24 protein-coding genes and 4 pseudogenes are annotated in these 25,261 nt (G+C 69.5%); 12 read left to right on the top strand and 16 right to left on the bottom strand.

Annotated features, from left to right (window positions below; genetic code table 11):
• Positions 1 to 252: 252 nt before the first annotated feature.
• The 8 genes and pseudogenes from tgmA (at position 253) to ACFPZJ_RS37375 (ending at position 6,561) form a co-directional block, all read left to right on the top strand.
• Positions 253 to 549 carry a putative ATP-grasp-modified RiPP gene (gene tgmA, locus ACFPZJ_RS37410; protein ID WP_381031214.1) on the top strand — a complete coding sequence of 99 codons (297 nt, stop codon included), beginning with the start codon at positions 253 to 255 and terminating at the stop codon, positions 547 to 549.
• The gene (tgmB, locus tag ACFPZJ_RS37405; RefSeq protein ID WP_381031212.1) at positions 549 to 1,514 is read left to right on the top strand and encodes an ATP-grasp ribosomal peptide maturase; all 966 of its coding nucleotides are present in this window, start codon (positions 549 to 551) and stop codon (positions 1,512 to 1,514) included. Before tgmA ends, tgmB begins: the two co-directional genes overlap by 1 nt.
• A complete protein-coding gene (locus ACFPZJ_RS37400; RefSeq protein ID WP_381031210.1) occupies positions 1,514 to 2,650 on the top strand; it encodes a methyltransferase domain-containing protein in 1,137 nt (378 codons plus the stop codon). Before tgmB ends, ACFPZJ_RS37400 begins: the two co-directional genes overlap by 1 nt.
• A gap of 69 nt (positions 2,651 to 2,719) precedes the next feature.
• Positions 2,720 to 3,043 carry a DUF6087 family protein gene (locus ACFPZJ_RS37395; protein ID WP_381031208.1) on the top strand — a complete coding sequence of 108 codons (324 nt, stop codon included), beginning with the start codon at positions 2,720 to 2,722 and terminating at the stop codon, positions 3,041 to 3,043.
• 389 nt (positions 3,044 to 3,432) lie between these two features.
• A pseudogene (locus ACFPZJ_RS37390) lies at positions 3,433 to 4,022 on the top strand (transposase family protein); the annotation flags it as partial.
• A 439-nt stretch (positions 4,023 to 4,461) separates the two neighbouring features.
• Positions 4,462 to 4,674 (top strand): hypothetical protein, encoded by a 213-nt coding sequence (locus tag ACFPZJ_RS37385; protein ID WP_381031207.1) that lies wholly within the window; start codon positions 4,462 to 4,464, stop codon positions 4,672 to 4,674.
• Between the two features lie 125 nt (positions 4,675 to 4,799).
• Positions 4,800 to 5,624 (top strand): helix-turn-helix domain-containing protein, encoded by an 825-nt coding sequence (locus tag ACFPZJ_RS37380; RefSeq protein WP_381031205.1) that lies wholly within the window; start codon positions 4,800 to 4,802, stop codon positions 5,622 to 5,624.
• A 10-nt stretch (positions 5,625 to 5,634) separates the two neighbouring features.
• Positions 5,635 to 6,561 carry a hypothetical protein gene (locus ACFPZJ_RS37375; RefSeq protein WP_381031203.1) on the top strand — a complete coding sequence of 309 codons (927 nt, stop codon included), beginning with the start codon at positions 5,635 to 5,637 and terminating at the stop codon, positions 6,559 to 6,561.
• Between the two features lie 60 nt (positions 6,562 to 6,621).
• Here the strand turns inward: ACFPZJ_RS37375 and ACFPZJ_RS37370 are convergent.
• From ACFPZJ_RS37370 to ACFPZJ_RS37360, 3 genes and pseudogenes are all read right to left on the bottom strand, one after another.
• Positions 6,622 to 6,753: pseudogene (locus ACFPZJ_RS37370) on the bottom strand (IS5/IS1182 family transposase); the annotation flags it as partial.
• Positions 6,754 to 6,836: 83 nt separating this feature from the next.
• Positions 6,837 to 7,778, bottom strand: a complete 942-nt coding sequence (locus ACFPZJ_RS37365) for a serine hydrolase (protein ID WP_381031201.1) — start codon at positions 7,776 to 7,778, stop codon at positions 6,837 to 6,839.
• Positions 7,775 to 8,677: a LysR family transcriptional regulator gene (locus ACFPZJ_RS37360; RefSeq protein WP_381031199.1), complete on the bottom strand. Its 903-nt coding sequence runs from the start codon at positions 8,675 to 8,677 to the stop codon at positions 7,775 to 7,777. Before ACFPZJ_RS37360 ends, ACFPZJ_RS37365 begins: the two co-directional genes overlap by 4 nt.
• A 145-nt stretch (positions 8,678 to 8,822) precedes the next feature.
• Between ACFPZJ_RS37360 and bla the strand changes: the two are divergent.
• Positions 8,823 to 9,763: pseudogene (bla, locus tag ACFPZJ_RS37355) on the top strand (class A beta-lactamase).
• A 72-nt stretch (positions 9,764 to 9,835) separates the two neighbouring features.
• Positions 9,836 to 10,839, top strand: a pseudogene (locus tag ACFPZJ_RS37350) (IS5 family transposase).
• Positions 10,840 to 11,591: 752 nt separating this feature from the next.
• On the opposite strand, the gene ACFPZJ_RS37345 reads toward ACFPZJ_RS37350, so the two are convergent.
• Positions 11,592 to 12,071 (bottom strand): hypothetical protein, encoded by a 480-nt coding sequence (locus ACFPZJ_RS37345; protein ID WP_381031197.1) that lies wholly within the window; start codon positions 12,069 to 12,071, stop codon positions 11,592 to 11,594.
• Positions 12,072 to 12,193: 122 nt separating this feature from the next.
• Between ACFPZJ_RS37345 and ACFPZJ_RS37340 the strand changes: the two genes are divergently transcribed.
• Entirely contained in the window at positions 12,194 to 13,315 is a 1,122-nt protein-coding gene (locus ACFPZJ_RS37340; RefSeq protein WP_417801343.1) for a DUF2637 domain-containing protein, read from the top strand.
• A 152-nt stretch (positions 13,316 to 13,467) separates the two neighbouring features.
• Entirely contained in the window at positions 13,468 to 13,644 is a 177-nt protein-coding gene (locus ACFPZJ_RS37335) for a hypothetical protein (protein ID WP_381031194.1), read from the top strand.
• A gap of 28 nt (positions 13,645 to 13,672) precedes the next feature.
• On the opposite strand, the gene ACFPZJ_RS37330 is transcribed toward ACFPZJ_RS37335, so the two are convergent.
• Genes ACFPZJ_RS37330 through ACFPZJ_RS37275 form a run of 12 tightly spaced genes read right to left on the bottom strand, consistent with a single transcriptional unit; the run spans position 13,673 to position 25,140 of the window.
• On the bottom strand, positions 13,673 to 17,161 hold the full coding sequence (locus ACFPZJ_RS37330) for a hypothetical protein (protein ID WP_381031192.1): 3,489 nt from the start codon (positions 17,159 to 17,161) through the stop codon (positions 13,673 to 13,675).
• Positions 17,161 to 17,613: a TadE/TadG family type IV pilus assembly protein gene (locus ACFPZJ_RS37325; protein WP_381031190.1), complete on the bottom strand. Its 453-nt coding sequence runs from the start codon at positions 17,611 to 17,613 to the stop codon at positions 17,161 to 17,163. The genes ACFPZJ_RS37330 and ACFPZJ_RS37325 overlap by 1 nt, the downstream gene beginning before the upstream one ends.
• On the bottom strand, positions 17,610 to 18,056 hold the full coding sequence (locus ACFPZJ_RS37320) for a TadE/TadG family type IV pilus assembly protein (protein WP_381031188.1): 447 nt from the start codon (positions 18,054 to 18,056) through the stop codon (positions 17,610 to 17,612). Before ACFPZJ_RS37320 ends, ACFPZJ_RS37325 begins: the two co-directional genes overlap by 4 nt.
• A gap of 14 nt (positions 18,057 to 18,070) precedes the next feature.
• Complete coding sequence (locus tag ACFPZJ_RS37315) at positions 18,071 to 18,496, bottom strand: TadE/TadG family type IV pilus assembly protein (protein WP_381031186.1); 426 nt, start codon at positions 18,494 to 18,496, stop codon at positions 18,071 to 18,073.
• Entirely contained in the window at positions 18,496 to 18,804 is a 309-nt protein-coding gene (locus tag ACFPZJ_RS37310) for a hypothetical protein (protein WP_381031184.1), read from the bottom strand. The genes ACFPZJ_RS37315 and ACFPZJ_RS37310 overlap by 1 nt, the downstream gene beginning before the upstream one ends.
• Before the next feature lie 42 nt (positions 18,805 to 18,846).
• The gene (locus ACFPZJ_RS37305; RefSeq protein WP_381031182.1) at positions 18,847 to 19,731 is read right to left on the bottom strand and encodes a type II secretion system F family protein; all 885 of its coding nucleotides are present in this window, start codon (positions 19,729 to 19,731) and stop codon (positions 18,847 to 18,849) included.
• Positions 19,728 to 20,678 carry a type II secretion system F family protein gene (locus tag ACFPZJ_RS37300; protein ID WP_381031180.1) on the bottom strand — a complete coding sequence of 317 codons (951 nt, stop codon included), beginning with the start codon at positions 20,676 to 20,678 and terminating at the stop codon, positions 19,728 to 19,730. The genes ACFPZJ_RS37305 and ACFPZJ_RS37300 overlap by 4 nt, the downstream gene beginning before the upstream one ends.
• Complete coding sequence (locus ACFPZJ_RS37295; RefSeq protein ID WP_381031178.1) at positions 20,675 to 22,162, bottom strand: CpaF family protein; 1,488 nt, start codon at positions 22,160 to 22,162, stop codon at positions 20,675 to 20,677. Before ACFPZJ_RS37295 ends, ACFPZJ_RS37300 begins: the two co-directional genes overlap by 4 nt.
• Positions 22,152 to 22,979 carry a CpaE/TadZ family protein gene (locus tag ACFPZJ_RS37290; protein ID WP_381031176.1) on the bottom strand — a complete coding sequence of 276 codons (828 nt, stop codon included), beginning with the start codon at positions 22,977 to 22,979 and terminating at the stop codon, positions 22,152 to 22,154. The genes ACFPZJ_RS37295 and ACFPZJ_RS37290 overlap by 11 nt, the downstream gene beginning before the upstream one ends.
• Entirely contained in the window at positions 22,979 to 23,677 is a 699-nt protein-coding gene (locus ACFPZJ_RS37285; RefSeq protein ID WP_381031174.1) for an SAF domain-containing protein, read from the bottom strand. The genes ACFPZJ_RS37290 and ACFPZJ_RS37285 overlap by 1 nt, the downstream gene beginning before the upstream one ends.
• A 21-nt stretch (positions 23,678 to 23,698) precedes the next feature.
• Positions 23,699 to 24,595, bottom strand: coding sequence for an ATP/GTP-binding protein (locus tag ACFPZJ_RS37280; protein WP_381031172.1), 897 nt, complete (start codon positions 24,593 to 24,595; stop codon positions 23,699 to 23,701).
• A complete protein-coding gene (locus ACFPZJ_RS37275) occupies positions 24,541 to 25,140 on the bottom strand; it encodes a hypothetical protein (RefSeq protein ID WP_381031170.1) in 600 nt (199 codons plus the stop codon). The genes ACFPZJ_RS37280 and ACFPZJ_RS37275 overlap by 55 nt, the downstream gene beginning before the upstream one ends.
• Positions 25,141 to 25,261: the final 121 nt, after the last annotated feature.

Genomic DNA, 25,261 nt, shown 5'->3' with positions numbered 1-25,261 from the left:
CTGTCCGGTGGCCCAGGTGCCGACCGGGCCGGGCCATCGGACAGGGCAAGGTCCCGGCGCGGGGTCGACTGCCCGACTCGTGTTCCCCCACGGTCAGGTCGCCCCGCGCCGGGCCAAGGCTCGCCGGCCCGCCCACTCAAAGGACAGGTGGCCGGTGACGGGGCGGGCCCGCGGAGCCGCCCTCGGCTCCATCTCTGTAGCGGGCCTGCCCTACCCAGCGCCATCCCGTTCCACAACCGACTGGAGAAGACTGTGACAACAGCTCTGGACCGCGAAGCGTTCCCCCTCACCCCGTCCGGAAGCCGTACCCCGCACAGCACGGAGCCCCCGTCGTCCCCGCAGACCAGGCCCTGGGCACTGCGATTCGCCCGCGTCCCCGACTCCACCGGGGCCGCCCGCATCCCGGCGCACGCCTACGACCACGATCGCCAGGTCAACATCTCCGACGACGGCGGCCTGCTGACGTGCATGGCGAACACGCACACGCCGACCGTGCCGGACGGCTCGACGACCAACCCGCCGCCGCTTGACGAGGGGCCGAAGGACTGATGTCGGCGCCCGTCCTGATCATCGCCGCCTGCGACGACTGGCCCACGGACCGAGTCGTCGTCGAGCTGGACAGCCGTGGGGTCGAGGTATTCCGCATGGACACCGCCGACTTCCCGCAGCGTCTCGCCCTGGCCGGAAGGATCGACCAGGGGCAGGCGTGGACGGGCGTCCTCACCACCGAGCACCGGACGGTGGAGCTGTCCCGGGTCGGCGCGGTCTACTACCGCGCCCCCGGGGCGTTCCGGTTCCCCAAGGGGATGTCCGGCCCGGAGGAGAGGTTCGCCGCCGCCCAGGCCCGCGCCGGCCTCGGCGGTGTCCTGTCTGCGCTGGACTGCCGCTGGGTGAACCACCCGACCGGGATGGCGCGCGCCGAGTACAAGCCCGTGCAGCTCGCCGCCGCACGCGCCTGCGGACTGCACATCCCGCCCACGCTGATCACGAACCGGGCCAAGGACGTACGGGCCTTCGCCGCTGAGACCGGCTGGTCGATCATCTGCAAGCCGGTTGCCTCTCCTGTGCTCATCGAGGACGACCAGCTCAAGTCCGTATACACGCAGCGCCTGCGCCCGGAGGACCTCGAGGACCTGCGGGGAATCGACGCCACCGCGCACCTCTTCCAGACCTGGGTCAGCAAGGAGTATGAGGTCCGTCTCACGGTAGTGGGCGAGCGTATGTTCGCCGTCGCCATCCACGCCGGCAGCGAAGCCGCTCACGAGGACTGGCGCAGCGACTACCGGTCCCTGTCCTACACCAGCACCGAGGTCCCAGAGGCGGTGGCCGCCGGGATGAGGCGCCTGATGGAGCGGATGCAACTGCGCTACGGCGCGGCAGACTTCATCGTCGGTCCCGACGGGCAGTGGACGTTCCTCGAGGTCAACCCGTGTGGCCAATGGGACTGGATCCAAGGCGCGACCGGCCTGCCGATCGCCGAAGCAATCGCCGATGATCTTCAAGGAGTCACCTGATGGACTGGAGGCCGCACGCGGCCGCCCTGGCGGCCACCATCGCGCACCCGGGATCGGACTGGTGGGCCCCCGTCAGAGAGACGCCCCGGCATCTGCTGGTCAAGCGCTGGTTCACCCCCGGCGAGCACGGATGGACCGCCGTCGACGGCCCGGTCGACGAGGAGGCGTGGGCGACGGCCGCCTACTCAGACACCACGCTCGTGACCCGCATCGGCCCCGCGCACGCCGACCACGCCACCGTTGGCAAGCCCGTCACCGGGCACCCCACGTCATCCTCCACACTGCCGAGCCTGGTCGTGACGATGCTCCAGCAGGGCCGTCTCACCCCGGGCGTACGACTGCTGGACCTGGCCACCGGCTCCGGGTACAGCGCCGCCCTGGCCTGCCAGCGACTCGGCGACGACCTGGTCACGACGCTGGACGTCGATCCCTACCTGACCGAGGCCGCCGCCGAGCGGCTCGACCGGATCGGCTGGCACCCGGAAGTCGTCACCGCGGACGCTGGCGCGGACGACCTGCCCGGCACCTTCGACCGGATCGTGTCGATGGTCTCGATGCCCCGCATCCCCGCCGCGTGGCTGTCCGCGCTCGCACCCGGCGGACGCCTGGTCACCACGATCGCGGGCACGGGCCTGATCGTCACCGCGGACAAGACCGAAGACGGCGGCGCCGAGGGCCGCGTCGAATGGGAGCGTGGCTCGTTCATGACGACCCGCTCCGGCGACGACTATCCGCCCTCGTTGAACGAGGTGTTCGCCCAGGCAGTCGACCAGGAAGGCGAGGAAGTCACCAGGTCGCCCTTCCCTGTGCTCGACGTCATGCAGGCCTGGGAGGTGTGGTCGATGCTGTCCCTCAAGGTCCCCGGCATCGAGCACCGCACCGGCACCGGTGACGACGGCAGCCGCATGACGTGGATGTTGCACACGGACGGATCCTGGGCGCGGGCGTGCACCAGGCCAGGAGAGCAGACCGCGACCGTGCACCAGTTTGGCTCGCGCCGCCTGTACGACGAACTCGACGACATCCGATGGTGGTGGCTGCAGTACGGGGAACTCCCCGTCTATGGCGCCCGGGTCACTATCAGTCCTGACGGCACAACCACGCTGTCGCGTGGGGGATGGAGCGCAACGCTGTGAGCCCAGCCGCAGGTACCCTGCCACGGTCGACGCGGCAGACTGGACGGGTCAACCAGGAGGGAGCACCGCATGGATGACGAGCCCCTTGGGGAGTGGGCGGAACGCCGTGAGCAGCGCCGCCCCGTGCAGGGGGAGCGCAGGCTCGCCCCGCTCGGCGACCAGGCGGAGCAGGGAGCTCACGTCGACCCTGACTCGCCGCGCGGCATCCAGGAGTGGGACGGGCACCAGTGGGTGCCGGTCGGCGTCGCCGCGGACTTTCCGACCGCTGCCCAGGAGACCGGCGAGGATGCAGCGGCTCGGGCCGGCCGGGTCCCTCTCCCATCGTTCAACAAGCTCCCCCCAGCGCCGCAACCCTGGCGGCCGACCGAGGTGTTCCGTCGCCCTGATACCTGACCCGCCCTCCGCTGCGGCCCCGAGTCACCTCCGGCTCGGGGGCGCTAAGCCGTGGGGGTGTAACAGGACACGGCCGTTGACGTTCCCGGCATGGCGGTGGCCACGGAGAACTCGTCGGGGCGCGGCCTATCTCCGCGCCCTGGTCCCAGGTCAGAGACCGGTGCAGGCGGGTGGGCGGGGTGCTCATGGTGGCAACCAGGGTGACCGCAGGCGCGGAAGAGCGCCGGAGAGGGCTCGCTGACGATCCGCAATACATGACACATGTCACAAACCCGCTCGCTCATGGGAGTGTGAGAGGTGCTCGGGGGTGCGGTTGGGGCAGGGGTGTAGGGGCGTGCCGTCTGCCGGAACGGAACGGGCAGGACGGTCGTGACGACGCAGAGCGGGAAGAGCGGCGGCGCATCAGGCGGCGGGCAGGCTCCGCTTGAGAAGCTGTGTTCGGTGGGTTCCGTGATGGGCTGACGAGCAAGTTTCATATGGCCCGCGGATTGGCAGTGTCGTCCGTTGTGTCTCCTGCTGACGGCGGGCCCAGGCCGCTGACAGTCCGCGGTTCGTGCCCGTGCTGCAGAAGGTGCGGGTCTGTCTGCGTGTCGGGCCGGACTCGGAGTGTGGCTGAGGTTGTAGCCGCGGACAAGGCCTGCGCACGCCGCGCCAGCTGCTGTTACCTGCGGAACGCAACGTCAAGGCAGTCATCCCGGAGTAGAAGGACCAGGCCGCCAACCGGGAGTAGAAAGGCAGCCGGGGTGGCCGGCCCACACGCCTTGACGCCGATCTCTACAGGCAAGGGAACACCGTCGAGCGCCTGATGAACAAGCTGAAGGCCTGGCGGGGCATCGCGACTCGATACGACAAGACGCCCGAAAGCTACCTCGCCGACCTCCACCTCCGCGCTTCGATGATCTGGATCAACGACCTCCTGAGCCAACTGGTTGATCACACCATCACCGGCTGCCGGTCCCCCGGCATGTCCCTGTTCTGAGGGTAAGGGCGTCCCATCGAGCCGTATGGGGCTGGCGGGGTGGGGCTCCCGTCCGGCATCGCCGATTTGCCGGACGGGAGCGGCACGGGGCCCTCCAGGGTTCCTTGAGCACGAGGGAGCCCGTGCGGCCTTCCAGACGGGAAGGTGACGCCAAGGCGTCCCCTCCATGGTGCCTCTGTCAGGACAGTGACTGTGCAATTGCAGGAATGGCGATCGGAAGCGACCGTTCCCATCCATATCTGGCCTAGTTGCGGCTGAAGTTGGCGCGTTGACCTTCGGACGACAGGTCCATCGAACGTATTTGTTCCGTGACTCCATGATCACGTTGAGTGTCGGCGGTGGCGCCGACCATGCTGTGCAGCACTTCCTTCCTCGGCGCTTGAGCACCGCCGAGGAAGGAGCCTTCCAGACCCTTTGAACCTGACTCAGGGAAGGTGAAATGCCCAGTAGAAAGTGGTGGGCCATCGCCGTGCTGGCGGTGGTCCTCGCGTGGAGCACGGTGATGACCGCGCTGGGACACCTCGCCGCGGTCTTGGCGCTGCTGCCGTCGCTCGGACTGCTTGTGCAGCAGCTCGCCGCCGCCGTGCACGGCTCCAGCACCGCACCGGCCCGCGCCCCGGCGCCGACCGGGCAGGAGGAGCCACAGCGATGACTTCCTCGCCCTCTTCGAACCCCCAGGACGACCCGTCCGCTACCGGTAACGCCCCCGACGCACCATTGTCCTTGGTGCCCACGTCATCGTTTGGGCAGGTCCGGCGGGGCCGCCGAGCGGAGCCGATGTCCGACAAGATCGGCCCTAGTCATCAGGCGATGCTGGAGCGCCTGCGCCACCAGATATCCGCCTGTGGAGTCACCCTTGACGAGCTGGCTCGGCGCACCGGCTTCTCCAAGACCCGCATCTCCGCTCTTCTTCGTGGCATCGAGTACTACCCGAGCTGGGAGATCACCTACAGCGTGGTCCACGCCCTGGGCCTTCCGCCCTGGCCTTTGCGACGCCTGTGGACTGCCGGCGCCTACGAAGCCGCCAAGTCCACCGCGTGGATCACGCAACGCATCCAGGCTGTCCAGCCCCTGGGGCCCGAGGAACGGCCCGTGGAACACCGCGGCTTCATCGAGAAGATGGAGCGCTACTACGTCTCCTACGCCCAGGCGCTGCTCCACATCGAGCGGCCGGAGCGGATCGTCGACGAGGCGTTCGACATCCTCTGGGTCGGCTGGGACGAGGCGGAGGCGGCCGCTGGCCCGAACCTTCCCCGGTACGCGTGGCGGCTTGTGCGCTCGCGGGTGCTGCTGCGTGTCCGGCGGCATCCAGACGGGCGGCCCGACCTGCGGCCTGCCGCGTTCATGACGATTGCGCAGAGCCGTATCGAAGACCCTGTGGCCCGGTTCGTCGAGATCAGTGAAGTCGCTGAGTTCTTCGATGCCATCAGCCGCCTTCCCCAGGACCAGTTCGACGTCGTCGTCCTGCGCTACCTGTGCGAACTCACCGCCGAAGAGGTCCAGGAGGCCACCGGTCTGTCCCCAGCCCACGTCCACACCCTCGACCACCACGCACGAGGAGCCCTGGAACTGCTCCGCCAGCGTCCCACAGCCCGGGAGTGATCACCCCGACATGACCACCATCGACAACCTCCTCGCCCGCGCGGCCCTGCTGAAGAACCCCCGTATCCCTGCAGACAGGGTTCCCTACGTGGACACCTATCCCGACCTCCCTCTGCCGCCTCCCGGGGCCCCGGTACTCGGCGGCGATGTCCTCGCCGACAACGCTGCCGCAGGTCACCTGCGCTCGCTGTGTGAAGCTGCGGTGACCCGTGCCACCGCCCCTGAGATCACCGACTTCATCACCGAGCAGCTTCCCGGCCCCGCAGGGGCCTGGATCCTCGGCTGCTTGCTGCACCTCGCCGGTGCCGAGGACGGAGCGCGCTACTGGTGGCAGTACGCCGCTGGAGCCGGTGACCGCGGCGCCATCTACTGCCTTTCCCTGTACCACCGGGCGCGAGGCGACGATCACGCTGCCAAGTTCTGGCTCGACCAGGCCAGCGACAGCCGCGATGCAGACGAAGGATGCGGGGCAAGCACCGCCACCATCTTGCGCATCGTCGCGCAGATGACCGCCGACAGCGACCGCTCCTACAGCGAAACCACCCTCGCCGTCATGTCCTACGCCGCCGCAGCCGTCACCGCCGGATACCGCCTCCACCCCGACGTCGAAATCCCCGCCCCCGGCCCGTACTTCGCCGAAATGCTTCAGATCATCCTCGCTGCTGTCACCGACCCGCACGACGACCGCTCCGGCCCACCCCCAGGCCCACTGCCCGCCCGACCGATCGAAAATGACGATCTGACCATCCGCCGCCCACAGACACCAGAACCAGACCATGTCCTGGTCCAGTTCGCGGCCCCCGACGCCGAGTGCGCCTCCGCCTTCCACGCGGCCGTCGCCCCAGCCTGGAGACAAGTCCCCCCGGAGCAGCCGCAAAAGCCGGGCCAGCGGGAAGTACTCATGCGTTTCCTCCGTGCCACCGCCACCTCGGTCTAGGGAGCGTATTTGGTTGTGATCAAGGGGTGGCTCGTGTGAGGCCCTTGATCGAGATCCCTTGATCCAGATCATCGAGGCACGAAGGTGGAGGCCTGCGAGGTAGCCGGCCGGGGTCTTGTGTCAGGGGGTGGCGATGCCTCGCCAGGCCTTCATCCTGTTGACTGCGCGCTCGACGGTGTTCCGTTCCCTGTAGAACCCGCACCTACTTCAGGACGGGGATGAACTGCGGGCTGCCCGTCGCCTGGCCCGCCGTGGTCACGAACTGGATACGCACCCTAGACCCATCTCGAACGGAGCTCGTCACGCAGGCGCCGAGCCACCTGGCCCATGAGGGCGTCGGCGCCCGGCTGCCTGCCGGCGGCCACCCGTGACTCGGTCAGGACGGCCACGGCATAGGTTTGGCCGTCGGCGTGTTCGACGACGCCGACCTCGTGGCGCAGGTTGAGCAGCATGCCTGTCTTGGACGACCATGTGGAGGCGTCGGAGTCGAAGTCCGGGGCGAGGCGGTTGCGCACGAGGTTGTTGGCCATGAAGCCGCGCACCCGTGCCGCGACGTCGGGGTGGATCGCCGGGGGCTCGGCGCCCTCGGTTCCGGGCCGCGACTGCCAGAGTGCCTGCAGGAGGTCGACGAAAGCCCGCGCCGTCCCGGTGTTGGCACGTGAGATGTCAAGTTGCGGCACCCGGTGGCCGCGCCCGGGGGTGCCGGCGTCGATCGCGAGGGCGTGCGCGAGGTGTACGTCCGCCGGGTCGAAACGCTCCACCGGGGTTTCCATCAACTCGCGCATGGTGTGCCGGACGGCGATGCCGCGCAGCCCGAACTCGTGCAGGACCGCCCCGACCCGGTCGGGCGGGGTGAGTGCGAAGAGGGCGTCGGCGGCGCTGTTGTCGCTGATGCAGGTGCTGAGGTAGAGCAGGTCCTCCACGGCGATGTGGGCGGCGTGCTGGAACCGGCTGAGGCCGGTCGGACCGGGGGTCGTGATCCGCCCGGGCGGCACCACGATCACCGCGGCGCCGTCGAGCTCCCCGCGCCGGATGCGTTCCAGTGTCACCAGGGCGAGCGGGATCTTCACGAGGGATGCGACGGGTAACTCGATGTCGGAGTCGATACCGATCTCGTCGCCCGTCTCCAGGTCCCGGACGAGGAACGAGCCGTACAGCCCGCCGTCGCGCAGCGTCCGGCGCAGCTCCCCGAGCAGTCTCTCGGTACCCGTGGTCATGCGGCTGCCTCCGAGTGTTCCGTGGCGCCGAGGCACCGGGCGATGCCGTACGCGCAGGCCTGGCGTAGGCGGATCGCATCGGCGTCCGACTCGTCCGCCACGGCCAGGGAGAAGCCTCGTGCGAAGCCGGGGCCGAGTTCGCCGACGGGCCGCCAGTGGAGGCGGAGTTCGTGGGCCTGTGCGGCCGAGCACAGCAGCGCGTCGCCCCTGCTCAGCACGTCCGCCGCGGCGGCGGCCACGGCGGGTGCGACGGCCAGTTGGGACGGGAGCAGACCGACAGCGTCGCGCAGGCGGACGAGACGGTCCCGGACGTGCGGCACGTCGTCCTCCGGCTGAAGCAACACGCGCCGCGGCCGCAGGTCGCGGTCGGCCCGGCCGGGGCGCAGGGTGTCCAGGTAGATCGGCCCTTGCGGGTCGTCCGCGACCGCCAGTCCCAGCGGCACTGTCCAGGCCGCCTCGGTGGGAGCCACCGCGAGCAGCGCCGCACGCACATGCCGGGACGTGACGAGGTCGGACCGCTCCGCGGGCCCTGCGGGACACGGTTCGAGGAGAACTCCGTAGCCGTGCGCCTCCGCGATGAGGCGGGCGAGGGCTCCGGTGGGACAGATGGCGGGAACGGCGAGCCGCAGTGGCCGGCGCAGCGCGGCCTCCGCCTCGTTCTCGAACCGATCGGCCGACTGCACGAGTTGCCTCGCCGACGGCAGCATGTCCCGGCCGAACGGCGTCAGCGTCACCGCCCGCGACGACCGGTCCAGCAGCCGCTCGCCCAGGCGCTGCTCCAACGCGGCGACGCGGCGACTCACGACGGACTGGGCCGTCCGGGCCGCTGCCGCGCCCACCGTGAAACTGCCGTGCTCGCTCACACTGACGAACGCGCGGCATGCCGCAACAAGATCCACGCGCCCTACTATGCCAAAACAGCATGGAGTTGAACGTCCGCGTCTTGGACCTCGGCGACCCACTGGCCGGAGAGTGGTCGCCGCCCAGGGCTTTCCCCGGGCTCGCACGGTCCACTTGTCATTCGACGGCTTGGAGGTCCATTCCATGACGTACCCGCTTCGCATCCGCCGGGGCGCCGCCTGGGCGGCGGCCGGCTTACTCGCGCTCGCCGCCCTTCCGGCGTGCGGTCAGCAGACCGAGTCCGAACCCGGCTCACCGGCCGCCTCGAAGCGGTCGACATCGCCGGCTGCGGCCACTAAACAGACCGCTCCCAAGTTCCGCGCACTGGAGCGGGAGTTCGACGCGCGGCTCGGCGTCTACGCTCTGGACACCGGCACGGGCCGGTCGGTCGGCTACCAGGCGGACGACCGGTTCGCGTACGCCTCCACGTTCAAGGCGCTGGCGGCGGGCGCCATCCTCCAGAAGTACGGGACGGACGGCATCGACAAGGTGGTCACGTACTCGCGGGACGACGTGGTCGCGGACTCGCCAGTGTCCGAGAACTTCGTCGAGACCGGCATGAGTCTGCGGGGGCTGTGCGCCGCCACTCTCTGGTACAGCGACAACACGGCGGTCAACCTGCTCCTCGACGAGCTCGGCGGCCCCGACGGCCTGGAGAAGGTGCTGGAGGAGTTCGGCGACGACGTCACCGAGATGGACCGGTACGAGCCGGAGATGAGCGACGGCACACCGGGCGACATCCGCGACACGAGCACACCGCGTGCGATGGCAGAGAGCCTGCGGGCGTTCCTGCTCGGCGACGCCCTGAAACGGGACGAACGCGAGCTTCTCCGGCAGTGGATGACGACGAACATGACCGGTCGGACGCTCATCAGGGCGGGTGTTCCCGACGGCTGGGACGTGGCCGACAAGAGCGGCTCCGCCGGATACGGGGGCCGCAAAACATCGCCGTGGTGTGGCCGGAGGACGGCGGCAACCCCATCGTCATGGCGGTCATGTCCACCCGCGGCAAGCAGGGCGCCGACCGCCGCGACGCCCTTATCGCCAAGGCCGCCACCGTGGCGGCCGACGCCCTGGGCCGCTAGGGCGCATAGCGAGTCTGATCAATCTGCGGGATTCGCCCTCTCGGTGAGGCCTGGACCGGTAGATCTTCTTGCGTGACGCGAGTGCAACTGACGGACGAGGAGTGGGAGTTCATCGGGTCGTACCTGCCGATCGGCGAATACGGCCCGTACCCCGAGCGGCTGCGGCAGCAGTTCGAGGGCGTGATCTGGCGGTTCAAGACGGGCGGGCAGTGGCGGGAGATGCCGACGGATTTCGGCGCCTGGTCGACCGTCCACAACCGCTTCCGGCAGTGGCGTGACGCCGGGGTCTTCGAGGCCCTGCTGGAGGGCCTGATCGCGGAAGCCGCGAAGCGCGGTGAGGTGGACCTCTCCCTGGTCAGTATCGACTCCACCACCGCGCGGGCTCACCACGACGCCGCCGGGATGCACCTGGACGAGGACGTCCTCACCGCCCTGGAGAAAGCCGCCGCCGAGGCGGAGAAGGCCAGGTCAAAGGGGGCAGCTGCGTCGAACAAAGCGGGCAGGAGGCCGAAAGCGATCCCGCACGGGAAGAACGAAGACGCATCCGGATGCGGCGAAAACTCCGGCTGAAGGCCGCTCTCCTCGGACGCTCCAGAGGTGGGCAGACCAGCAAAGTCCACCTCGCCGCCGACCGCAAATGCCGCCCGCTGGCGTTCATCCTGACCGCGGGCCAGGCAGCGGACAGCCCGCAGTTCATCCCTGTCCTGAAGAAAGTACGGGTCCGCGGGCCCGTCGGCCGCCCCCGCACCCGGCCTGACACAGTCGCCGGGGACAAGGCCTACTCGTCCCGGAGCAACCGGGCCCACTTGCGGAGACGCGGCATCAAGGCAGTGATCCCGGAGAAGCGGGACCAGGCGGCCAACCGGAGGAAGAAGGGCTCCGGAGGCGGTCGGCCCGTCATCCACGACGCCGACCTCTACAAGGAGAGGAACACCGTCGAGCGCCTGATCAACAAGCTCAAGGCCTGGCGAGGCATCGCCACCCGATACGACATGACTCCAGACAGCTACCTCGCCGGCCTGCACCTGCGTGCGTCAATGATCTGGATCAAAGACCTGACGCGGACCACCCAATGATCACGACTCGATACGCGCCCTAGTGCCCGCTACCCGCTCCGGCGACCGCACCCGGCCACCACGAGACCACACCAACACCCCGGTCGGAGCCGAGCTCGGGTAACCAGGCAGGGAGCAGCGATCTTCGCCCGAAGGAACGCGTCGACAAGCGGACAACGACAGTGCCACCGCCACAGCCCCGCCAAGCACACCCGCTGCCTCGCCGGGGCTCGGTGGACATAGCGTTGAACACGTGTCGGGAAAGGGCGCGAGCTGCAGGGGTCCGGTAAGAAGTAACCGTGGTCGGCGCAGCGCGCCGCATACGCCGCTTGCTGGAGAAGCCGGCCGAGGGCTTCCCCGCACCAGACACTGAGCCCGCCCGGGCAGCGGCCCCGGAGTTAGGCCGTCGACGTGGTCGCATCCGCGGGTTCGGTCAAGGCGGCGAAGAAGCCTGCCTGCGGCGGCCGGCGGTCCGCGTTTCGACAACGGCCGGCTCGCCGTGGTCGACTTCGACGGTGACGAGTTGCTGGCGTACTGCGTCGGCGACCTGGTTCAGACCCGCCGCCAAGGCGCTGGAGGCTTACGGCCTGCCGATCGAGTCGTCGGATGAGGACCTGCAACCCTTGTATCGGGCGACGGCCGCAGCTGAGCACCGGCCACCCGCCTTGTCACGGAATCCGTCTAAACCTGGAGCCGGTACGCGCCCGGCGACCAAGCGCGGTGACACCAGGACCGACCGTACCCATGAATACTTGACACCTCAGCTGGCGAGCTCACCGGTGCCGGGGCCATTCTCGGCGGCACCTGACCTCGTCGGCGGTCCTCCGCAGATCCTGCCACTCCTCGACCGCCAGCCGGGCGAATCGGATCATCCACGCGAGGTCACCATGGGAGCCCGTCAGGATGTCCTCCACCCCACGTGCGCTCGGCGTGATGTCGCCGTAGCAGTCGTGCCACGCGAACTCGACCAAATCGAGCAAGTCGAGCGCCGCGGGAGCCGTGTCCTTCCCGACCGCCGCCTCGACTCTCGCCGCGCGTTCTGCCCGACGAGCCGCCCTTCTCTCTGCCACAAGCCCTCCACCTGAGGTGGAGTTGAAGCTCGTGTATCCGTGCAAGGCGGCCGCCTGCGTTGACCCGAGGAGTTCGTCAGGATAGCTGTCGAGGGGGACGTCACCGAGATCGGCGATGCGGCAATGGTCAGTTCCCTTGCGATCAGCGGTGAACCTCCGCTGCGGGCACCAAACCCCCGACATTCGTGGAAGTGTGAGATGTGTGCAAGCAGAGGTCTGAATAACGGGGAGTGGCAACAGCAGTGACTGCCGCGCGGAACGGTGCGATACCCCAGCTGACCCGAGCGCATCGGGTCCTCATCGGTGTGGTCGTGGCAGGCGCCTTGATCATCGCCGGTATCGGTTTCGCCGGTTCGTATGCGGCGGTCCGTGAACTGGCGGCCAAGAAGGGGTTCGGGGCCTTCGCCTACGTCTTCCCGATCGGCATCGACGCTGGCATCTGTGTCCTGTTGGCCCTGGACCTGCTGCTGACCTGGATCCGCATCCCGTTCCCCCTGCTGCGGCAGACGGCCTGGCTCCTGACGGCCGCCACCATCGCTTTCAACGGAGCGGCGGCCTGGCCCGACCCGCTGGGCGTGGGCATGCACGCGGTGATGCCAGTCTTGTTCGTGGTCTCGGTCGAGGCGGCTCGGCACGCGATCGGCCGGATCGCCGACATCACCGCAGACAAGCACATGGAAGGCGTCCGCCTCACCCGCTGGATCCTCTCACCGATCCCCACGTTCCTGCTCTGGCGCCGCATGAAGCTGTGGGAGCTGCGCTCCTACGACCAGGTCATCAAGCTCGAACAGGAACGCCTCGTCTACCAGGCAAGCCTCCGCTCCCGCTTCGGCCGCGCCTGGCGACGCAAGGCCCCAGTGGAGTCACTGATGCCGCTCCGCCTGGCCCGCTACGGCATCCCCTTAGCGGAGACAGCCCCGGCCGGACTGGCCGCCGCAGGCATCGACGAGCCGCCGATCCAGTTCACCCTCGAGCAGGCACCGGTTCCGGCACAGCGGCAGAGCCCCGAACTCCAGGCCGCCGTCGACCAGGAGAAAGAACTGGCGCCGGTGCGCGGCGTGCAGCCCCAGCCGGTGAACCAGCCGCGACCCGCACACCCGGAGCCGTCGCACGACCCGGCGGACGAAGGGAACCCCCAACACCTCGCCAACGCCTACCAGGACTGGCTGGCCGCCTTCGGAATCGAGCCCACTAACTGCTGCACCATCAAGAGAAACCGCAGGTCCGCCCAGCATTGCGCAGCCGGGATGCCCCTTGCGCAGCCACGGCGCACAGCGGTCTGCGCACTGCGCACCCGCCACCGAGACAGGAGGACCCATGCGCGCCCTGCGGATTGCCTCCGACATCACCGTCAGGGAACTCGGCCTGCCCGAGGCCGATGCGCACTCCGCGATCCAAGACCACACCAGAACGACCGACGCGGTTGATCAAGGCGTGTACCACCGACGGGCCCTCCTGCACATTCAGGGAGACAGACGCGCGATACGGGCTCGCGCAGCACATCACCGCATGGGCCCGTGGCGAGCGCGGCGAGGCATCGCCCTGCTCCCGATCCACGGGCCGGTCAGCGTCACCGGACGTGCTCGGGACGGGGGAGTGGCCGGCCTGGACGACGAACTGGCCCAGCACGGCACCCGCTTGCCCAGACCGTACGGGAACACTGGGGGAGTGGAGCACACGGCCGCACACGTCCAACGAGGCGGCCCTGATCGAACTGCTCGCCTACCCGACCCGGGACGTCAACCCCACCCAGTAGCGCACCGCGCGACCTGCGCACCAAGGTTTCACAAGGCCTTACGCACTGCCGTGCCGGAGCCGTTGAGGAGCTCGTTGATGAGCTGAGTAGTCTCTATCTCCAGCGAGCAGTCCAAATCCCGGTTGACCTGCTGCACGCGGGTGACCGCGGTATGGAGGCCGGACCGGTTCCCGCGCACGGCCTCAAGCCGCATCCAGTCCCGGTAGAGGAGCTCGGCGGTGGGGTCGGCGTCGAGACCGGTGGCGACGGCCTGGCGTGCGGCGCTGAGGTCTTGGTGGGGGCTCGTGGGGGTGCGGTAGGTGGCGACGGTGTGGGCGACGTCGATGATCCGCGTGATCATCTCTTGTCGGTAGGGTTCGGCCCAGGGCAGGGGCTTGCCGCCGAACGGCTTGCCCCGTACCAGGGACAGCGCCTTTTCCAGGTCGGTCAGGCCGGACGGGCCCAGCGGCAGGGCGCGTTCGACGAGTTGGAGGAAACGGGTCCAGTCGCAGCGCACGGTGGGGGCGAGCCGGTAGGGGTCGTCGCCGCTGCGGCGGCGCGGGACGTAGAGGTTGCCGGCCGAGTCGGTGCCCAGGGAGCTGCGCAGGCCCTGCATCCGCGCGTTGAGGGTGCTCGTCGACCAGGGGCTGACGGGATCCATGTCGGAACACAGCACATCCGCACTCCGCCCGGGCCGGAAGTACAACAAGGCGGCCAGCTGCGCCATTCTGGGGCCGTGGCCGGTGCTGTCCACGCCCGTCACCTCCACCGGTCCCAGGACCCGGATCTCCGGGGCGTTCAGGTCTTGCGCCTCGCAGTCTCCCGCCTCCGGCACCGCGGGCTCCTCGACGGCGGCCGAGTCGTCGTTCTCCGCAGTCTGAGCCTGCAATGTTTCGGTGAAGTCCGCAGCAACGGAGGAAGCCGGGGCCGACGGCACCGCTGCTTCGATGCCCGGGCCGGCTTCGTCGTCCCGTCCGGCCGACGAAGCGGAGGGGGAGAGGAGACGGAGCCCAGACGGATCGGTGCTGGCGGCGAGCAGGGCCGGGAAGACCTCACCGCTCACATCAGATGCCGCCACCGGCGCCGGGACCGAGGCGGCAGCGCTTGCGGGCACGGGGGACTCCTCCTGCGATGCGTGTTCGGGCTCGCGCAAGCTGTCTAGCTCATCCGGGACGTCCTGCCAGGGTCCCTCGGCCGGGTGGGGTGCCTGCCCGGATACCTTCAACGCGGTGGTGATCTGCTGGTAGGCGGCGTGCTCCAGGCGCTGCAGCGTGATGTCGGTGCCGACGCAGTCGACGTGCTGCGGCTGGCTGACGGAGGCGTTGAGGAGCTCCGCGTCGGGGAAGTGCGCGTCTGCTCTGCTGGCGGGGGCGATCAGCGTGACGGGGATGGTGCCGGCCTTGTCGACTATGGCCGCGAACTGCCAGGCCAGGTCCGCCTCCAGGGGGGACGCGCACAGCAGCACATACGGCTGATGCTGGGTTTCGGGCATCTGATGCGCTTCCAGCAGGCGTTCGCTCAGATCGCGCAGCGCATGCGCGGCCTGGCGCATGTGGGCGATCCGCGCGGTGGGCAGCAGCTGCGGCAGGTCCTCGCCGAACCCCACGGTGACGACTTCGACGTCAGCCGCCCACGGACTCATCCCCAGTTCCAGAGCGAGTGAGGTGCACACCTCGGTGATGTGCACCGGGTTGCCGTCCAGCAGCAGCGCGGGCAACTGCGCGAGGTTGAGCAGCAGCAGGTCGCCCGCCTCGGTGCTGCCGATCGTGACCAGCCCCGGATACGGTGCCGGCACCTCGCGGGCGGCCTCCTCTTCCAGGAGGGCGGCCTCAGCGGGAAGGACCCACCAGCCGCCCCGCCCGGCGGTGAACGGCGCCACTGGTTCCTGGGCGAGGTCCTCGGGCATCACCTGAACCGCACGGCTCCCGATCCGGGCGGCCCGCAGCGGCGGCAGCACCGCGTCGTCCTCCTCCTGCTGGGCCACGTGGTGAGCCAGGGTCCGCAGCGCCACGTCCAGGCGGGCAGCACCGCCGGGCTCGGCGGCCGCCGCCAACTGCGCCTCCGCTGAGGAGGTCTCCGCTGCGATGGCGATCTTCTCGCCCGGCTTGCGGCGTCGGCGCTGCAGCGTCCGGCGCAGGGCGAGCGCACCGGTGACGGCGGCGGCGAGCAGCGCGCCAGCGCCGAGCACGATCCGCAGGTTCAGCGGGCTGCTGGCCGGAGCCGTCGCTGGGGCCTCGGGCGCGGAGGAGGAGGCAGCGGAGCCGGGCGGCTCGGCCGACGCCGACGGCGTGGCGACAGAAGCCGAGGCGCTGTCGCTACCCTCGGGTGTCGCGGACGCCGCAGCGGACGGTGAGGACTGATCCTGTCCGGCCTGCTCGGCCGGGCGACTGGACGGCGCGGTGGGCGCCGACGACTGCGGTGCAGGCGCCTGGGTCTGGCTGCGTGCGGGCGCTGGTGCATACCCCGTGCTGTCGCTCGGCGTCTGCGTGTCGGCGGGGTTCTGAGTGGTCGGGGGAGTGGTCTCCGGACTGCCGGACTCCTCACCGTGGCCCTGGCCTTGGGGTGGCTGATCGGTCTGGGTACCGGGCACGGTGACCTGCTGCCCCGCGTAGATGACGTCGGGGTCGGTGATCTCGGGCAGGCCGTGCGGCTGCGGCTTGCCCCGGCTGGCCTCGAACAGCTGCGGCCAGTCGTCGCCGTCGCCGAGCTCCTTTTCTGCGATCTTCGACAGGTAGTCGCCGGAGTGGACGGTGACGACGTGCCCGCCCTTCTCGTCGGCAGCCGGGGCGCGGTCACCCAGCTGGGTACGGACACCTCCCGCAGCCGTGGCGGGCTCGGGCATCTGAAGCTGCCAGCCGGGCTGCAGAAAGCTGTTCGCGCGGAAGACCGTGCCGTCGGCCATGGTCCGCCCTTCGTTCAGATCGGCGATCTCCCGCCACCGCTCGCCGTCCCCCAACTCCTGCTCGGCGATGCCCCACAAGCTCTCCGCCGGCCGCGTCTCGCGCACCGTGTACGTACGGGACGCTGGCGTGCTCGCAGAGGATGCGGGTGAGGCCTGGTCGGCTTGGGCGGCTGACTGCGGGGCTTGGACCGCCCGACCCGCCACCTGTCCCGCCGTGGGGGCTGGCGCGGCCTGGGCATCGGAGGCCAGCGCCGAGCTCGTGGGCAGCAGCACCAGGATGCTGCCGATCAGCAGGGCCGCGGCGCGCTGCGCGGCACCCATCCCTCGCGGGGCCTGCCAGGTCCGGCCCCTCAGCTGTGCAATCAGCTCGCGTACCGCGCAGAAGCTGAACTGCGCCCACCCGATCCAGCCCACCGCGACGAGCAGCAGCAGAAACACGCTGCCGGTGTCCTGCCGGTCCAGCAGGTGGGCGAGGTCGTCGTGCGTGGCAGCCCAGATGACCGGGGTGGCCCAGGCCAGCAGCAGCGGCAGCCCGGCCACTGCGGCGGCCAGGACGAGCAGGCTCATCACGGCCTTGAAGACCCGGGCCAGGGTGCGGCCCACCGAAGCGGCGGGGGAGCGGGTGGTGGTGCGCATCAGTTTCCTTCGGGAGCGGTGACGCCATGCAGAAGTCTGGCCTTGCCATGGCCGGTCACCGACAGAGAGCCGATCCCGACCACCGACAGGAACTTCGTGTCGTACGAGCCGGTGACAGTGACGTTGAGGGTCCCGCCGTCGCCGGACACGCTGACCGTGCCGGTGGCACCGGCGGAGCTCAGGTAGGCCTGCGCCGCGGCGGCCGCCGCTTGGGGATCGACGGTGATCGCGGTGCCGTTGATGGCGTCGGCGGGGTCGATGGCTTGCCCGCCGGCCCGGGCGGCCTCGCCGGCGATGTAGTCGGCGCGCTCGGTCGCGCGCATCTTGCTGCCGCCGTCCACGGCGACGCCGATGATTCCGATCAGCGCGAACACGCACACGGCGACGAACACGGTGATGCCTCCCCGGTCGTCCAGCCGCGTTCGGTCCAGGCACACCTGACGGAAGATCATCCATCCCCCCGCTCCCTGTACTGGTCCACGACCGAGGTCGCCGTCGACGTGAGCGTCTTCGCTCCTGGCACACCCGGGAGCAGGAGGTCGGACAGATTGACCGTGCAGGTCACGGTCACGGTGACCGTGCCGACTTGCCCCACCGGCACGCTGAGACCGCCAGTGTTGATATTCACTGATGTCGACACGCACTTGATGCCTTGATCGTCCAGAGACTCGGCCGCCGCCGACTGTGCGGCACTGTGGGCGGCCGCCGCCGTGCGGTGAATGGATGCCTCCCGGGCCGCATCCTCAGCCGCAGAGTCGATCTTCGAGCCGGAGGTGACGATCCGGCCCCCGGCGATCGCCAGACACAGGAACATGATCAGCGACGGCAGGATGATGGCCGCCTCGATCGCGGCACTGCCCTCATCGCTGCGAAGCCTGTGAGCCAGGCGGGCCATGTCTCGCACGTGATTCACTCCCCCGGGACCGTCCAGCGCTCCACAGGGCCGGACGCCGACTGCGCGACCCGCAGGCCCGACAGACCCGGGATCATCGACAGGGCCGTGCCAGATACCTCGACCCGCACACGCTGCCCGTCGCTGCTGGCGGCCACGCTGTAGCCGCTCAGGCTGTCACCCGCAGTGCGGCCAAGCACGCTACGTGCCTGGGCCGCACCGTCGGCCGGACTCGACTGGTAGGCACGGGCCGCAGTGGCGCCTTCGCGGGCAGCGGTCAGGGCGATCTGCCGGGCGTAGTACCACATGGAGGCCTGGATGACGGCGACCGTCGCGAGCAGCACGAAGGGAAAGATGATCGCCATCTGGATGCTGGTGTCACCGCGGTCGTCGCGCCATCTTCGCCCCTGCCACCAGTTGCTCAGCCGCTCGGGCGGAGACATCACAGCCCGCTGAGCTGGTCGTTGTACTTGGCGATCACAACGGCGATAGTCCCGGCGATCAGGACGGCACCGGTGACAGCGGCCACCCAGATGATGACGGTCGTGGTGGAAATGTCGCCACGGTCCGGCCGGCGGGCGGCCTCCTGAAGGCCTTCCTGCACGCGCGTGGTCAGGTGGAGGACCGCCCTGTTGGCGCGCGCCCAGGCACGCGCTCCCCGGCCGCCACGCCCCGGCCCCCGGGACCCGGTGTGCGGGTGCGTGGTCGCGCGGAGCACAGCACGGCGGGTGCGGGCTGCGGTGTGCTTCATGTTCCTTACCTCTCCGGAGCGTTGAACGATTCGGTGTGGTCTTTAGACGGTCAGCATGCGGATGACCGCGGGGAAGGCCATCAGCAGCATCACCAAGACGGCCAAGAGAGCTCCCGGCGCGGTCATCTTCTCGCTGGCGGCGTTCGCCTCGGCGGCCTGATCAGCCAGCAGTTCCGCGTTGAGGGCCGCGGTGCGGGCCCGCAGCGCCTTATAGACGGCGGCGCCGTCGGTGGCGCTGCCGCGCATGATGTCGGCGACGTCGTCCAGGACGGGCAGGTCGTACTCATGGGCGAGTTCCGTGAGCGCTTGATACGGAGGGATCTTCTCCAGCCGTGCCCGGCGCAGTGCGCCCTGCAAATACAGGAAGGGCCAGCCCTCGCCGACCTCGGCGGCCTTCTCCAGGGCCTCGGCGGGGCCAGCGTCGGCGGCCCGCTTGAGCGCGACCAGGTCGAGGTAGGCGGACAGGGCGTGTGCGAACTCCTCCCGTGCCCGCTTGGCCTGGTCCCGCACCGCGAGATCGGGTGTGATGAACAGCAGGACTGCGACGATGAGTCCGACGCCGGCGGGCACGTAGAACGGCAGGTCCACGCCCGCGATGATCCACGGGATCGTCGCAATCACCGGGCAGAGCAGACCCAGCGCGGCGAGCGCGACCTTCTTGAGCATGAACTGGCCCGGCCCCTGCCCGAGCAGGGCCAGGTTCGTCGTGGGCACCCTCACGCCCGGAAGCCGCTCAAGGCGGGCCAGCAGCCACCTTCCCCACACCTCCTCGCGGTCCAGCTCCGGCTCGGGCATCGTCAACGTGGCCGGGGCACTGCGCTTGAGGGCCGACCCCAAGGCGGGCTGGGGCTGCAGGAGTTCCCGGATCAGCAATGCGACGCCGGCGCCGACTGTGCCGCCGGTCAGAACGACAGGGATCAGGTTCACGATGCGGCTCCTTCCGGCTCCCGGGCAGCGATCGGCACATCCGGCTCCGGCGCGGGCGCAGGCAGCCGGACGGTGCTGGTCGGGTCGGTGACCAGGAAGCGGGGGATGCGGCGGAAGGAGCCCAACTGCCGCATCAGGGCAAGCACTCCGAGGAACCCGGCCGTCAGGAAGGCCAGCACGAGCTGTCCCAGCAGCGTGGAGTACGGCTTCGTATAGCTCGGCACGAAGAACCCGGCCACCACGACACCCACGGTGATGATGGTCATCCACCGCACGGTGGTGCGCGGCTTTGCCCGGTCCGCCTCGATGGCCCGTTTGCGGGCGACCTCCTCGCGGACGGTGCCCGAAAGGTCCTCCAAGGCCTGAGCCAGGCCCGGCCCGCGGTCGTTGACCGACAGGATCAGCGCCGCGACCACCTTGTCCGAGGTGACATCGTCCAGTTCCTCGGCGAACGCGCGCAGCGCTCCCTCCGGCCGCCACCCCAGGCGCAGCCGGTCGGAGAGGTTGATGATCTGCGGGGCGAGTTCGTCCGGCGCCCCTTGACGGCTGGTGATCATCGCCTGTTCCAGGCCCATGCCCAGCCGCAGCAGCCCGGCCAGCCGCTGCGTCCACTCGCTCAGCGCCTCCAATTGGCCGATGCGCTCCTGCGCCAACTGCGCCGGGGTGATCAGCCAGGGCACGCCAATGACGGCCGCGCCCAGCAGAGCTCCGCCGACGAAGTTCCCGGATACCAGCCACACAGCTACGAAGACCACGACGGCCGCGACCATGAGGGTCCGCTGCCGCATCCGGGCGTCCTCGCTCTGGTTCTTCCCGCCGCGCAGGACCCGCCAACGCTGACGCAGCGGGGCCCGCCGCGGCGCCGTGGTGCCCACGACACCGGCCACGACACCGATCAGCCCGCCGACGACAGCCATGCCGCTCAGCAGCCCGAACAACAGGGTCATCGGCTCACCCCCACCTTCAGCGGCAGCGGCGCCGGCCAGGCCCCGTAGGGCTGTTGCAGCAGCGAGGAGTCGAAGCCGACGCGGCGCAGGTCGTCGATGCAGCCCGGGTCCATCTTCGGCACCGCCCGCAGCTCTCCCCACTCGCGGCCGGGGGCGAAGATTTCATTGGTGGCGGGACGGCCGTTCTCGCCGATCCCGGTCAGTTCCAAGACGTGGGAGACGTAGCGGTGACGGCGACCGCCGATCTGCGTCTCGTCCGTCATGTCGACGTACACGATGAAGTCCAGGCCGTTGGCGGTCTGCCGGTAGGCAAGCTGCTCGGAGAGGTTCTCCTGGGCGAGCGCGTACAGCTCGGCGATCCGGTCGAAGATGATGTCCGGCCGCCGCGCGTGAATAGTGCACAGGTTGCCGCCGGAGCCGTTCGTCAGCGCCTGCATCATGGCGACGACTTCGGGGCCGCGGACCTCGCCGACCACGATCCGCTCAAGCGACATCCGCAGCGCGGGGTGCATCAGGTCCAAGAGCGTAACCTCACCGGCGCCGCGCCCGGTGACGTCCTTCTCCCCGTTGGACTCGCGGCCCACCAGGGACACGACCTGTTTGTGGTAGCCGTTGGCGTGGGCGAACAGCTCATCCTCAGTCTGGATGGTCGCGAACCGGCACTCCGGGTCGAACTCCTTGAGCATCGCCCGCATCAGTGTGGTCTTACCGGCCTTCTGCTTCCCCGCGATCATGATGTTCTTCTCGGCGCGTACGGCGGCGCCGAGGAACTCGCGCAGGATCGGGTCGATGGTGCCCAGCCGGACCAGGTCGTCGAGGTCGGCGTGGGAGACCCGGTGTCGGCGGATGACCGCATACGTCATCGGCCCGAGCCCGGTGATGGCCTGCAGGCGGGAGCCGTCCTGCAGGGACAGGGCGAGGGTGGGGTTCGCGGTGGAGATGGTCCGCTCGCTATGCCCGGATCCGCGGGCCAACTCCCTCAGCAGCTCCAGCAGCTCCTCTTCGGAATCCGCGATCGGTCCGACCCGACGGCGTTCGCCGTCTCCGTAGTCGAGCCACACCTCGTGCGGTCCCTGGATGATGATGTCCTCGACCCGGTCATCGTCCAGGTACGGCTGGAGCCGGCCGGCTCGAAAGAGCAGGTCATACACGGCGCGGCGCAGCGCCTCGTCTTCCTGCGGCGTCATCGCCTGGGCATCGGACCACAGGGCGACGGCCTCGGCGATCCAGTTCAGGCAACGCTGCTCTTCGCTGGCCCGGTCCATGTCGGGCTTGGTCTTGAGCAGTTCCTCGCGCTGCTTGGCGACCTGGGACGCAATGTCCCGGGCCACCCGGTAGTCGACAGTGACTTGAGGAGCCGCCGTCCCGAGCGCCTGGGTGCTCGAGGCAGCGCCAGCCGGTGCTGGCGCACCGTTGCTCTCGTGCACCCACTGCTGGGGCAGCGGTGCCACCGTGGGGTCGGGGTGCAGGGGCTTAGCGCGCATGGGTCACCTCCCCGCCTGCCGCGTGCAGGCCGCGTGGATCGAGGCGTGCCCGGCGCATGGCGGCCCGCTGAACAAGGAGCGTGCTGCTCGTGCGGGCGGCCTTCATCAGCGGCGACTTGGTGAAGTGGCGCGGCTGTTCGGCACCGTCGGACAGCACCCGGGCGTCCTTCGGCGCGTACGGCAGGGTGGCGATCACCGGTACCTGCAGCACGCGCTGCACCTCGCCAGCGGGGTACGGGCCTTCGTTGATCATGAGCACGCTGACGTCGCCGACGCGCTCTTCGAGTGCGCGTACGCGGCCCTCTGCTGCCTGCAGGCAGCGCAGGGTGTTGCGGACGACCACGAAGGTGGCGTCGGCCTGCTCGGCCAGGATCCCGGAGGGCCCGTATGCCCCGCGGCGGCCGAGGTCGATGAGGACGTCGTGGCCGCTCTCGGCCTCGATGCCGCGGAACATCTGCGCGAGGATCTTCCAGACCTGGCCGAGGCTTGCCGACTGGGAGGGGTCGGTGATGCCGGGCAGCAGCAGCCGGTCGCGCAGGGAGTCCTGTTTGCCGTCCTCACTGCTCAGGTCGATCAGCTGCCGCCAGAAGGCGTCGCTGAACTCGCCTTTGCGGGCGGCGACCGAGAGGTTGCGCAGCCCGTACCGGTCGCCGAGCGTGCCCTGTAGCAGGCCGTGCAGCACGGCACCGCCGTCCGGGTCGCACTCGGCCAGGATCATCCGTCGGCCCGCCTCCAGCGGCCATGACAGCAGCAGGGCGAGAGCGCTCGTGGTCACGCCGGGCGCTCCGCTGCAGCCTGCGAGTGCGATCACAGCCATCAGTTACCGTCCGGGGCAGTGAGGACCAGGCGCAGGGTGCCGGCCGCCTCCCATGCGGCGGCCGTGGGGCCGTCAGTGGCAGAGGTGGCCACGTCGACGACCACGATTCCTGTACCCGGGGCGGCGCTGGATGCCTTGACGACCCGGCCGTCGATGGTCTGAGGCGCGGCGTCGGACGTCTTGCCGGTGTCTGTGGTTCCCTGAGCCGGGACGTGCACCAGTTTTACCTTCTGGCCCGGCACCAGCGCGGTGGCCGGGATCCGCTTGGGCTCCAGGCCGATCGGCACCAGCTGCTCGCCGGCCTTCACCAGCGAGTCCTTCGTCACCTGTGAGGGGGCGAGCAGGGATCCGGGCATGAGCTCAACGGCGGCCCGCTTGCCCACCACCGACTTCAGGTCGTCGGCGCGCACCGCCTTGACGGCCGGGTCCAGGGCAATGGACGCCTTGCCCAGGTCGTCCTCGGTGAGAACCTGGCCGACCTGGACGTCGCGGACCACGGTCACAACTTCCGTGCGGTTGCCGACTTGGAGCAGCAGGACGGCAACTCCGGCGCCCCCGGCGGCGATCAGCGCCAGCGACAGGGCGATGACACCTGGTCGCCGCCTGCGAGCCGAAACCCGGGGCGGCCTCACCGGTCCGGCCACGCGTCCCTGCTGGGGAAGTCCGTTCGGGGATGTCTCTACTTGGGTCTTGCTCACCGTTCAGTCCTTCCGGCGGCTCTACCTGACGACTTGTACTTCGCCGACTGCCACCTGCACGTTGGTCTGCCGAACCTCGGTGAGCTGGCCGGCCTGTCCGCCGCCCTGCCAGTTGATCGTCCACGTCGAGGTCGCAGTCACCGGGAACTTGCCGTTCTGGGCACCGGCCGAGGTCTTGGAGTACACGTGCCCGCAGTCCGGAGACTGGGCCATGCCCTGGGACGAGGTGTAGGGCGTGCCGGGGCCGTTGCACGTCACGGAGGCGCCATCGCCCATCGTCCACACGATCTTCGACACCTTCGCGGTCGCGGTGACGGTGATCCCGCCCGCCGAAGCCGACGCGGTGTTCGGACCGTAGGTCGTGGCGCTCTGGTTGACCCACATCCACATCGGAACACCCACGGTGTACTTCCCGGCCGCGCGGGGACTGGCGATGTCGGGACCGAGCAGGGTCATGGAGTCCACCGCGCGCTGAGCCAACTCCTGTGGGTCCACCTGCGGCACCGGAGGCTGCCCCTCCGGCACGACAATGAATCCGTCCGGGTTGTTCAGGCCGCCATCCGAACAGGACATGAAATACATGTCGTACTTCGCGGGGTCCTTGCCCTTCCATGCTGGGTGTTCGGCCGGCGGCTTCGGCTCAATCTTGGTGTAGCCGCACTTGAGTTTGCTGTCGCTGTCGCTGCTGCCGCCTGTGGAGCCGCCCGCCTGCCCGCCGCTTCCGCCGGTCTCGTCACCGACGCCGACGCCGACACAGAACTTGATGACCTGGCACTTGCCGGCATCGACGGGATCATCGTCGGCGTGCGCGACACCTGCCGAGGCCAGGACGAGGGCGCCAGTGAGTGCGGCGAGTCGTCGGGTCAGCAGGACTGATCTTGAGCGGTCAACTTCGTGACCATCCACGTCTTCCCCCACTTTTCAAGCGTTGCGGTGCTGACGTATTTGGTGAGCCGCGTCGTGGGCAGCGGGACCTCTTTCTTCGAGGCCTTGTCGATCAACGTCCAGTTCGTGGTGTCGACGCAGTCCGCGACCGTGGCCGTGGGGATTTTGGCGTCGGTCACCTTTACGACCTTGGGATGGATCACCGGCTTGCCGGTGGTCACCTGGCCTGCCTTCCGCATTGCCGAGAGGTCCTTCTCGATGTCGGCCAGGGCTTTGAAGGTGGTGTTCTTCTTCAGGTCAGTACCCGCGGAGGAGGCCTTGGCGTAGGCCGCGGTCTGAGCGTCCCAGGAGCTGGTGTACGCCGCGATGACAGCGGCGTCCTCGGCGCCGGCGGTGGAACTGGGGGACGGAGAGACAGCCGTCGGGGTGGGGCTGGGCTTGGACGACGTCTCCGAATCGCTGTCGCTACATCCGGCCAGCGCCAGCAGACTGCCGGCGAGGATCAGCGCGGTTGCGTGCTTCCGGGTGCGAACCGTGGCGATATCCAGCCCCGATGAGCGTCGTTGTGTAACTGTCACGTTGTCTCCCCGTACGACGCGGTGCGGTAGACCGCCGCCCCCGGCCTCCGACATGCGGCGGCCCAGAACCGCGGCCTGGTCCAGCTGCGGTAATGCGTTTGCGTGATCGCAAGGTTACGCA

Origin of the sequence: Streptomyces bullii (genome assembly GCF_042657145.1) — a bacterium.
GTDB lineage: Bacteria > Actinomycetota > Actinomycetes > Streptomycetales > Streptomycetaceae > Streptomyces > Streptomyces bullii.
The sequence above is the reverse complement of the archived record's forward strand: the minus strand, read 5'-3'. Positions and strand labels throughout refer to the sequence as shown.